Below are 9915 nucleotides of genomic sequence, written 5' to 3' on the forward strand. Positions count from 1 at the left end.
CCGAGGAAGGCGGCAAGTGCTGCTTCGTGGTTGCGTTGCGCTTTTGCGGCGCGGAGCTGATGGCGGGGTGTGGTGATCGGGTTCAGGCGGGTCATTGGCTTGCTCATGTTGCCCGCCTTCAAATCAGCTGCAGGTCGGCCAGCACCGCGCTGGCGGCGGCCAACTGGGTGGTCGGCAGTTCGATCTTGATGTGCGAGAAGATATCAGAGGCTTCGGCCTTGATGCCTTCGTCGCGCAGCGCGGCTACGATCGCCTCGGCGACGGCGTTGGGGCGCGAGCGGTCAAACTGGTTGGGCAGTGCGGCGTGGTCGATGCGAATGGTGGTGATGGCAGTCATGGTCTGGCCTTTCAGTCTTGCTGTTCAATGATGGCCAGAATGGCGATCGCCATCCCGCCGAGGTATTCGCTGCGGCGAAAGACGATGTCGTCGATCTGGCCGGCGCAGGTGATCGATGGGTCGACCGCGAGGCTGTCCGCCATGTGTGGCAGCAGGCGGTGGGCCTCAGCGTTGTAGCGCTCTGCAATGGTCATCTGGGTGGCTCCTGGCTGCGTCGGTTGATGCAATCAGGTTCGCTCTACTCGGGCGCTCTATCCAGTATAATCGCAGCAATGACATGGCTTTAATCAGGGCGGTAGGATTACTTTATGTCATCAGCCATCCAACCCATCGGCGTGATCGCCAAGCTGCTTGATCTGTCGGAGCGGCGGGTTCAGCAGCTCAGCCGCGAGGGCGTGATCCCCAAGGCGGAGCGCGGGCAGTATGATCTGATCGGGTCGGTGCGCGGCTACGTGCGCTACCTGCGCGACCAGGCGTTGAAAGCCCAGGCCGGTGCGCCAGACTATGCCGCCGAACGGGCACGGTTTATCCGAGCACGCGCTGATTTGTCCGAGATGGAAGCAGAGGAAAAGCGACGATCGCTCATTGCCGCCGACCAGATCGAGGCAGCGTGGATCGCCGTGCTGGCACTTTTGAGAACCCGCCTGTTGTCGCTGCCTGACCGGCTGGCGCCACAGGCTTTTGACCAATCCACCGTCGGAGACACCCGGAACCTGATCCGCGCCGCCATCCGCGAGGTGCTCGATGATCTCGCGCAGCCAGAAATCGAACTCGAGACAGACATTGACCTTGCGGAGCATGCTCACTCTGAAGGGCTCACCAATCTTGAAAAAGACGGTGAAAGCCGCGCTGGCGGTGCTCAAACCACCGCCGGATCTGTCGATCAGTGACTGGGCGGATCAGAACAGGCGGCTGAGCTCTGAGGCCAGCGCTGAACCAGGCCAGTGGCGTACCAGCCGGGCAGAATACCAGCGCGGCATCATGGAGGCGGTCTCTGACGCGGGGACGGAAACCGTCGTCATCATGTCTAGTTCACAGGTGGGCAAAGCGCTGGCACTGGACACGCCGCTGGCGACACCGACAGGTTGGACCACGATGGGCGATGTGCAGGTCGGCGACATTCTTTTTGATGAAACCGGCGCGCCTTGCCGCGTCACGGGCGCAACTGATGTGATGCGCAACCGACGCTGCTACCGGGTGCGGTTTTCAGACGGAAGCGCGATCATCGCCGATGCCGATCATCTCTGGGCGGTGGACAGCGACACACGAGTGCGCGCGCAGGATGCGATGAGGGACCTGTTCCATGACGATCCACCGTGCAGTTCTGACGACACAGGAGATTGCTGAAACAGCCCATTACTTTGGCTCGAAGAAACGGAACCGATACGCCATTCCCGTTGCTGGCGGACTGCAACTCCCCGAGAAGGCACTGCCGATACCGCCTTATGCTCTTGGCGTCTGGCTTGGTGACGGTCATAGCTACGGATCACAGATCACCTGCCATCAGGATGATCTGGAAATCGCCGACCATCTCCGCGCCTGCGGCATAGAGGTTGAGGTCAAGTCGAAGGACAAACGGGTTCCGCATATCCTGACGCTGAAGCCTATGCTGCCTTGGCCCGACAACATTTGTCGCCGCGGACACAACATGGATGTGCTGGGTCGGCATGGGAATGGGCAATGCGCGGAATGTGGGCGGCAGTTTGCGCTGGCGTGGAAAAACGGCTCGGCAGTTGATCCCGTACTGGAGGACTGGAAGCCGTTCAGCCTGCGCTTGCGGGAGATGGGGCTGGCCAAGGATCGGAAAACGCCAGAAACCGGCAAACACATTCCGCCCGCCTACCTGCGCGCGTCGATAGATCAGCGCTTGGCTCTCCTGCAGGGGCTGATGGACACGGACGGCTATATCGCTGAGTATGGTCGCTGTGAGTTCATCACGGTTCATCCGCGTCTGGCCAAGGGCTTCGGTGAGCTTCTTGCCTCCTTGGGCATCAAGTTCACCGCCGTGGACAAACAGCCGACGGTGGTGATCGGCGGCGAAAGGCGTTTTGGAACCCCTGCGACGCGGTTCTCGTTCATGATTTATGACGACACGCTGGTGTTCCGATTGGCAAGAAAGCGCGCGCGTCAGGTCTCACGCGCGGGGCGGCGGACGACGGAAACCGAGCGGCGCCGCATTGTCGCTGTCGAGGCGGTCGAGAGCGTTCCGGTGCGTTGCATTCAGGTAGACAGCCCGAACCGGTTGTATCTGGCTGGTCGCACCATGATCCCTACGCATAATACGGAGATGGTCAATAATTGCGTCGGCTACCATATCGATCAGGACCCGGCACCTATTATGGTGGTGATGCCGACAGAGCGGGATGCGGAAACCTGGTCGAAGGATCGGTTCTCGCCGATGGCCCGGGACACGCCGTGTCTGCAGGATAAGATCGCCAACCCGAAATCTCGTGATGGCAACAACAAAATCCTGCACAAGCGCTTTCCGGGCGGGCATCTGACCATCGTGGGTGCCAACGCGCCCTCTGGCCTTGCGAGCCGGCCGATCCGCTTGCTGCTATGTGATGAGGTCGATCGCTATCCGTTCAGCGCAGGGGCCGAGGGAGACCCGGTCAATCTCGCGCGCAAGCGGACGGTGACGTTCTGGAATCGCAAGATCGTGCTGGTCTCGACACCGACCAACAAGGGCGCGAGCCGGATCGAGGCGGCGTTTGAGGAAAGCGACCAGCGCCGGTTCTGGGTGCCATGCCCCGATTGTGGAACCGCGCAAATCCTGACCTGGCCGCAGGTGCGGTGGGACAAAGACAAGGACGGCAGCCATAAGCCGGACACGGCGCGGTATCATTGCGTGAAGTGCGATGCGGCCTGGCGCGATGAGACCCGCTGGGCGGCGGTATCAAAAGGGCACTGGGTGGCGGAGCAACCCTTTGCGGGCACAGCCGGGTTCCACCTGAACGAGATCTATTCGCCTTGGGTCCGGTTGGCCGCGATGGTCAAAACCTTCCTGTCAGCGCGGGCTGGTGGGGACGACATGATGAAGACCTTCATCAACACCTCGCTGGGTGAGACCTGGATGGAAAGCGGCGAGGCGCCTGATTGGCAGCGCCTGCAGGGGCAGAAGGAGGAATGGAGGTCCGGCACAGTGCCCGCCGATGGATTGTTCCTGACCGCAGGTGCCGATGTGCAAAAAGACCGGATCGAGGTTGATGTCTGGGCGTGGGGGCGTGGCCTGCAAAGCTGGCTGATTGATCATGTGGTGATCGAGGGTGGCCCTGGCGATCCCGCGTGCTGGCAGAAACTCAGCGATCTGCTGGGGCGGACATGGTCCCATCCCAGTGGTCAGCACCTCGCAATCGCAAAGCTGGCGATTGATACCGGCTATGAAACCAGCGCGGTCTATGGATGGGCGCGTCAGGTAGGCTTTGCACAGGTAGCGCCAGTAAAAGGCCTCGAGGGGTTCAACCGCGCGAGCCCGGTGACAGGTCCGACCTTCGTGGACGCGACCATTGGCGGCAAGCGTCTGCGTCGCGGCGCGCGGCTGTGGTCTGTGGCGACCTCGACATTCAAGGCCGAGACCTATCGCTTCCTGCGTCAGGACCGCCCAACGCCCGAAGAGATCACAGCTGGTGCTGCGTTTCCGGCGGGCACGGTGCATCTGCCGTCATGGGCTGACAGCGAATGGCTCAAGCAGCTGACCGCGGAACAGCTGGTGACGGTGAAGAACAAGCGCGGGTTTGCAAAGCTCGAATGGCAAAAACTGCGGGAGCGCAACGAGGCGCTGGATTGCCGGGTTTATGCCCGTGCGGCGGCGTGGATTGCGGGTGCGGACCGCTGGTCAGAGGCGCGGTGGTTGGAATTGGAGCGCCAGCTTGCTGTCCAACCGGATGGGCCTGCGAGCGACGCGCTCGTGAAACCAACATCCCGCCCGTCAGCGCATCGGCGGACAATGCGATCTAACTACATGGGGTAATCAGGACGTCAGGGTGCGCTGAACGATCTTTGGATCTTTGTCGATCAGGGCAAGCAGTACCCTAGCGGGGCCTTCAGGGCTCCGGCGATGCTGCTCCCAGTTCAGCAGAGTTGCTTTTTTGACCCCGATACTTTTGGCAAATTCGGCCTGCGACAAGCCGGTACGCGCCCGAATGGATTTTACGTCCGCGTCCGGGATTTCGATCTCGTGAACCGTAATAGTGGTTTGGCCGCGCGCATGGGCAATGGCCTCTTTGAGACCCTGTTCGATGCTTTTAAATGCGTCGCTCATTTTTGGCTCCTGTAGTTGTCGGCAAGTAGTTTGCCGAGGTTTTTGACGGCTTCAGTTTCTGCCTGTGTCAGATTGGCCTTCTCGCTTTTGGCAAAAACGGTGATCAGAAAAATTGGGACGCTGTCGTCCTGTGCGTAGAAATGAATGACTCTGTAGCTGCCACTTTTGCCTGACCCCTCGCGGGCATAGCGGAACTTACGAACCCCACCGCCAATCGAGACGCCGGCTGTTGGATTGCGTGCTACGTAGTCGATCAGTGCCATGCGCTCGTCATTGGTCATGATTGTGCGGGCGCGGCGCTGAAATTCCGGGGTTTCTGCAACAGTTACAAGCGTCATGCCTCCATATGTGCGCCAATGGCGCATATGTCAATGGCGCAATGGAGAGACAATGCTAACAATCACAGACCTGCGTATCCGCCGCGAGGCCCTCTCGGCCCAGCGATCTTCTGGCGTCGCGCGGGTCAGCTATGACGGCAAGACGGTGGATTACCGCAGCGTGGCTGAAATCGACCGCGCTATCGAAGCCTTGGACCGTGAGATTGCCACACTTGAGGGGCGGCGCATTGTCCGTCAGGTGCGCATCACGACTTCCAAAGGGCTGTAATCCATGGGGCTGTTTGACCGGTTTCGTCGTCCCGAAAGGGGCGGTCCTGCTGCCGTGCGTGCACGTCTTGAAGGCGCGATGTCAAAACGCCGGCTGCGGGGCTGGAACCCACCGCTGGAAAACATCAACGCACTGGTGGCCTCTGGTGGACCAAAGCTGCTGGCCCGTGCGCGTGAACTGGTGGTTACTAATGGTTATGCGGCGAATGCTTGCGAAGCTTTTGCGTCGAACATGGTGGGCGATGGCATCAAGCCGTCATCGCTGATCGAGGATGCGGGTCTGCGGGACAGTGTTCAGCGGCTCTGGCTGGCGTGGACCGACGAGGCGGACGCCGACGGGCTGACCGATTTTTACGGCCTTCAGGCCATGGTGGCGCGCGAGATGTTCGTCGCGGGCGAGTGTTTTGTGCGGATGCGGCCCCGCCGGGCCGAGGACGGCTTGCTGGTGCCGCTGCAGATGCAGCTGCTGCAATCGGAAATGCTGCCATTCGAGAAAACGGAGACTGCCCCGAATGGTAACCGCATCCGCTGCGGCATCGAATTTGATCTGATCGGACGGCGTGTCGCCTATCACTTCCGCCGCAGCCATCCCGGTGACAGTACCGACCAGCGCGTCGCAATACCGGAAACCGTGCGTGTTCTGGCCGAGGACGTGCTGCATATTTATCGACCCATCGATGCAGGCCAAATCCGCGGACTGCCGCATGTGGCACCGGCGATGGTGCGGCTGTTCCTGCTCGACCAGTACGACGACGCAGAACTTGATCGCAAGAAAACGGCGGCGATGTTCGCAGGCTTCATCACCAAGACAGCACCCGAAGACCCGATGATGGGGGAGAGTGAGGCCGATCTTGATGGCGCCGCGATGGCCAGCCTCGAGCCCGGCACGATGCAGGTGCTGCTACCCGGCGAGGATGTGACGTTCTCAAGCCCCGCAGATGTCGGTGGTGGTTACGAGGCGTTCCAGTATCGCACGCTACTGGCAGTTTCCGCGTCATTAGGACTGCCTTACCACTTGGTCACCGGCGATGTGCGCCAGGCCAACTATTCGAGCCTGCGGGCCGAACTTGTCGAATTCCGCCGTCGCGTGCAGCAATTGCAGCACGGGGTGATTGCGCATCAGCTTTGCCGTCCGATCTGGCGTCGCTGGCTGGACACGGCGCAACTGGCAGGCCGCTTGGATCTCGCGGACCCTGCGGCTGCGCGCATGGTGCAATGGATCCCACCACGGTGGGACTGGGTCGATCCGCTCAAAGACATTCAAGCGCAAGTTCTAGCCATGGAGGCGGGTATCACATCGCGGCGCAAGGTGGTCGAAGCCACCGGCTATGATGTCGAAGAGGTCGATCGCGAAAACGCAGCCGATGCTGCGCGCACCAAGCAGTTGGGGCTCGTGTACCGCACCAGCCCTGGCGAGACGCAAGGTGCGCGGGCGACACCGAGCCAGACGCCGGAGCCAGATGACAAAGGCGACGGGTTCGCCGCTCAATCCAAACAGGAGTGACACCATGAATACTTGGTATACGATCCGTGCCCGGGCAACGGGTGCGGAAGTGCTGATCTATGACGAAATCGGCGCCTATGGCGTCACGGCGAAAGGCTTTCTGGCCGAACTCGGCGCGCTTCCCGACGATGCGGCGATTGATCTGCGCCTCAACAGCCCCGGCGGCTCGGTCTTTGACGCGGTGGCGATTTACAATGCGCTCAAGCGGCACCCCGGCGGGATCACCGTCTGGATCGATGGCATTGCCGCTTCGGCTGCGAGCTACATTGCCATGGCGGGCGATGAGATCGTCATGCCCGAGAACGCCTTCCTGATGATCCATGATCCGAGCGGCTTGGTCATGGGCACGGCCGAAGACATGCGCGCCACGGCCGAGGCGCTCGACAAAGTCAAAGGCAGCCTGATCCAGGGTTATGCCGCGAAATCGGGTAAAGCCGACGACGAAATTGCCACATTGATGGCGGCCGAGACCTGGCTTGATGCAAAGGACGCACTGGATCTCGGGTTTATCGACCGCATTGCCGAGCCTGTGAAACTCGCCGCCTCCTTCGATGTGGCAAGGTTCCTCAATGCCCCGCCTGAGTTGGCCGAAGCGGCGGGTGAACGCGATGACCATTCCAACGGCGACGCCGACGATGGTGATCTTGGCCATGTCAAGCCCCTGACGGGTGAAGCTGCGTCAAATGCTGTCACCCTTTCTGGCGAGGATGGGGCAGGTTCGGGTGTTCCCGTCGGAAACACCCGCCCATCCAGCCTGTCCGAGAGCAGTGTTGCAGTCGCGAACACTGCTCCGGAGGCCATCGCCATCCGCACCGAGGCCATTGCCCATGCCCGCTCCATCATCGACCTCTGCCGCCTGGCTGGTCAGCCACAAATGGCTGGGCGGTTTTTGGAAGAGGACGCCAGTCTCGATGCGGTGCGTGCCAGCCTGCTAGCCGCCAAAGCTCAGGCTGCACCGCAGATCAGCCCTCATCACCCACAACCTGGGCCTAACCCTACGGCGCGCCCCTGGGGCGATGTCATCGCCCATACCTTCAAATTGAAAGGATAATCTCCCATGCAAAAATTGACCGAAGGACCGCATCACGGCGGCTTCCTCGTTTGGGAAGTCTTGCGCGACTACACCCGCGAAACTGTCACGCTTGCGTCCGGCGCAGGCCAGCTTGCGCCGAGCACCGTGCTGGGCAAGATCACGACAGGTGGTAAATACACGGGCCTCGCACCCACTGCTTCAAACGGCAGCCAGAATGCCGCTGGTCTCCTGTGGGGTGCGGCTGATGCCACGGATGCGGATACCCCCGGTGTGGCGCTCATCCGCGGCCCCGCCATCGTAAACCGCCATGAGATTGTCTGGCCCGAGGGTGCAACCGAGGCCCAGATCACAACCGCCACTACGGCACTGGCCGCTCTTGGCATCATCCTGCGCTGATCGCGCGCAGCTTTCCCTGTTCCCGTTAAATATAAAGGAGGCTCCCTGTGGCCACCATGGACATCTTTGAAGGCGATGCCTTCTCCATTATCGAGCTGACCCGCGCGCTCGAAAACATTCCCTTCAAACCGGCGATCCTGTCGGGAGCTTCCCTCTTTGGCAGCCGCGGTGTGCGCAGCCGCACCGTGATGATCGAAAGCCGCGATGGCACGCTGCAGCTGATCCCGTTCTCGGAACGCGGCTCGGCCTATGAGCAACAGGTGCCCGAACGGCGCGATATGCGTGCCTTTGTCTGCCGCCAGTTCAAAAAGCAGGATGTGCTCTGGGCCTCTGAAATCCAGGCGATCCGTGACTTTGGCTCCGAGACCGCAACCCAGCAGGTGCAAACTGAGGTGGTGCGCAAGATGGCGCGGTTGCGCAACGATGCCGAGGCGACGTTCGAGTTCCACCTCTTTAACGGCATTCAGGGCGTGGTGAAGGACCCGCGCGATGGGGCCACTGTGGCCAATTACTACACCGAGTTTGGAATTACGCCGGCCGCTGAGGTTGATTTTGATCTTGATAACCAGTCACCTGGCTCGGGGGCCCTGCGCAAACGCTGCCAGAGCCTGATTGAAAGTGTCGAGGACAGCCTTGGCGGTCTTGCCGCGGGGCAGATCCAACTGCGCGCCGAATGCGGCTCGGCGTTCTTTGCGGATTTGGTGGCCCACAAGGAGGTGCGCGAGACCTATCTCAACACGGCAGCTGCTGCAGATTTGCGCGGCCGCGTGGGCGAAGAGGTCAGCTTTGGGGGCATTACTTTCCGCCGGTATCGCGGTGGTCTCGGCTTCGGTGTGCCGACTGACAAAGCATACTTCTACCCTGAGGGTGTCGAGGGGCTTTTCGAGATCTACTACGCGCCTGCGGATACCTTCGAGACGGTCAATACGCTCGGCCTGCCGCTTTATGCCCGCATGATCCCGGATCGCGACCGTGATGAATGGGTGCGGCTCGAGATTGAAAGCAACCCGCTGCCGATTTGCACGCGGCCGCAGGTTCTTCGCACTGCAAAGCGGACGTGATGACCGCCTTTGCTGACGCGTTGGGGGTGCTGTTTGTTGATCCGAACATTGCTGTCGAGATATGGCACCGAGACGGTGAGGGTCAGTTTACGCGCGCGCAGGGCATTCTGCGCCGGCCAGATGAGATCACCGAGTTTGGATCGGCGCGGCTACTTTCTGACACCACCCGGATCGATGTCCGGGTGGTGGATATTCCTGATCCCCGCCCGCAGGAGCAGATCTTGATTGGGGATGAAACCTTTCTGATCCAAGGCGAACCGCGGCGCGACCGCGAGCGGCTGGTCTGGACGCTTGAGTTGTGTCCGGCATGAGGCTCGGTCTCGACATCAGTCCCGATCTCGTTTCTGTCATGGTGGCCGAGATTAAAGCTGGCGAAAAGGCCGTGAGTGCCGCGATGCGTGAGGCTGGCACGGACCTGAAAATCTCATGGCGCGGGCAGATCACGCAAGCAGGCCTCGGTCGGCGATTGTCGAATTCGATCCGGAGCCAAACCTATCCCAAAGCTGGCGAAAGCTTGAAAGCAGCAGCACTGGTCTGGTCCAACGCGCCCGTGATTGTCAGCGCACATGACACGGGACCATTGATCCGCTCGAAAAACGGGTTCTGGCTTGCGATCCCGACACCCGCGGCCGGCAAAGGCGCCCGCGGTAAGGCGCTGAAGCCTGGCGAATGGGAGCGGCGGCGCGGGCTGCGGCTTCGGTTTGTGTATCGACCTAGG

At 61.1% G+C, this 9915-nt stretch carries 14 protein-coding genes; 10 read left to right on the forward strand and 4 right to left on the reverse strand.

Translation table 11 applies throughout. From position 1 onward, the window contains the following. Window positions 1-118 precede the first annotated feature (118 nt). Both VGP75_RS12010 and VGP75_RS12015 read right to left on the reverse strand, forming a co-directional pair. Window positions 119-337 carry a hypothetical protein gene (locus tag VGP75_RS12010; protein ID WP_327543891.1) on the reverse strand — a complete coding sequence of 73 codons (219 nt, stop codon included), beginning with the start codon at window positions 335-337 and terminating at the stop codon, window positions 119-121. Between the two features lie 11 nt (window positions 338-348). Further along, entirely contained in the window at window positions 349-531 is a 183-nt protein-coding gene (locus VGP75_RS12015) for a hypothetical protein (protein WP_327543892.1), read from the reverse strand. A 114-nt stretch (window positions 532-645) separates the two neighbouring features. Between VGP75_RS12015 and VGP75_RS12020 the strand changes: the two genes are divergently transcribed. Genes VGP75_RS12020 through VGP75_RS12030 form a run of 3 tightly spaced genes read left to right on the forward strand, consistent with a single transcriptional unit; the run spans window position 646 to window position 4307 of the window. Beyond that, the gene (locus tag VGP75_RS12020; RefSeq protein ID WP_327543893.1) at window positions 646-1227 is read left to right on the forward strand and encodes a terminase small subunit, Nu1; all 582 of its coding nucleotides are present in this window, start codon (window positions 646-648) and stop codon (window positions 1225-1227) included. Then, window positions 1163-1684 carry a phage terminase large subunit family protein gene (locus VGP75_RS12025; RefSeq protein WP_327543894.1) on the forward strand — a complete coding sequence of 174 codons (522 nt, stop codon included), beginning with the start codon at window positions 1163-1165 and terminating at the stop codon, window positions 1682-1684. The genes VGP75_RS12020 and VGP75_RS12025 overlap by 65 nt, the downstream gene beginning before the upstream one ends. Beyond that, a complete protein-coding gene (locus tag VGP75_RS12030; protein ID WP_327543895.1) occupies window positions 1641-4307 on the forward strand; it encodes a terminase gpA endonuclease subunit in 2667 nt (888 codons plus the stop codon). Before VGP75_RS12025 ends, VGP75_RS12030 begins: the two co-directional genes overlap by 44 nt. Here the strand turns inward: VGP75_RS12030 and relB are convergent, their stop codons facing one another. Together relB and VGP75_RS12040 are read right to left on the reverse strand one after the other, a co-directional pair. Continuing rightward, window positions 4308-4598, reverse strand: coding sequence for a type II toxin-antitoxin system RelB family anti-toxin transcriptional regulator (relB, locus tag VGP75_RS12035; protein ID WP_327543896.1), 291 nt, complete (start codon window positions 4596-4598; stop codon window positions 4308-4310). After that, entirely contained in the window at window positions 4595-4936 is a 342-nt protein-coding gene (locus tag VGP75_RS12040; protein ID WP_327543897.1) for a type II toxin-antitoxin system RelE/ParE family toxin, read from the reverse strand. Before VGP75_RS12040 ends, relB begins: the two co-directional genes overlap by 4 nt. Window positions 4937-4988: 52 nt before the next feature. On the opposite strand from VGP75_RS12040, the gene VGP75_RS12045 reads away from it, so the two are divergent. The 7 genes from VGP75_RS12045 to VGP75_RS12075 all read left to right on the forward strand — a co-directional run. Beyond that, on the forward strand, window positions 4989-5204 hold the full coding sequence (locus VGP75_RS12045) for a phage head-tail joining protein (RefSeq protein WP_327543898.1): 216 nt from the start codon (window positions 4989-4991) through the stop codon (window positions 5202-5204). A gap of 3 nt (window positions 5205-5207) precedes the next feature. Beyond that, window positions 5208-6707, forward strand: coding sequence for a phage portal protein (locus VGP75_RS12050; protein ID WP_327543899.1), 1500 nt, complete (start codon window positions 5208-5210; stop codon window positions 6705-6707). A 4-nt stretch (window positions 6708-6711) separates the two neighbouring features. Next, the gene (locus VGP75_RS12055; RefSeq protein WP_327543900.1) at window positions 6712-7758 is read left to right on the forward strand and encodes a head maturation protease, ClpP-related; all 1047 of its coding nucleotides are present in this window, start codon (window positions 6712-6714) and stop codon (window positions 7756-7758) included. A 6-nt stretch (window positions 7759-7764) separates the two neighbouring features. Then, window positions 7765-8136, forward strand: a complete 372-nt coding sequence (locus tag VGP75_RS12060; protein WP_327543901.1) for a head decoration protein — start codon at window positions 7765-7767, stop codon at window positions 8134-8136. Between the two features lie 56 nt (window positions 8137-8192). Further along, window positions 8193-9197, forward strand: coding sequence for a major capsid protein (locus VGP75_RS12065; RefSeq protein ID WP_327543904.1), 1005 nt, complete (start codon window positions 8193-8195; stop codon window positions 9195-9197). Then, window positions 9197-9508: a head-tail joining protein gene (locus tag VGP75_RS12070; protein WP_327543902.1), complete on the forward strand. Its 312-nt coding sequence runs from the start codon at window positions 9197-9199 to the stop codon at window positions 9506-9508. Before VGP75_RS12065 ends, VGP75_RS12070 begins: the two co-directional genes overlap by 1 nt. After that, on the forward strand, window positions 9505-9915 hold a 411-nt coding region (locus VGP75_RS12075; RefSeq protein ID WP_327543903.1), incomplete at its 3' end, for a DUF6441 family protein. The genes VGP75_RS12070 and VGP75_RS12075, both read left to right, overlap by 4 nt.

Source organism: Yoonia sp. (genome assembly GCF_036007805.1).
In the GTDB taxonomy this organism is placed as follows: Bacteria; Pseudomonadota; Alphaproteobacteria; order Rhodobacterales; family Rhodobacteraceae; genus Yoonia.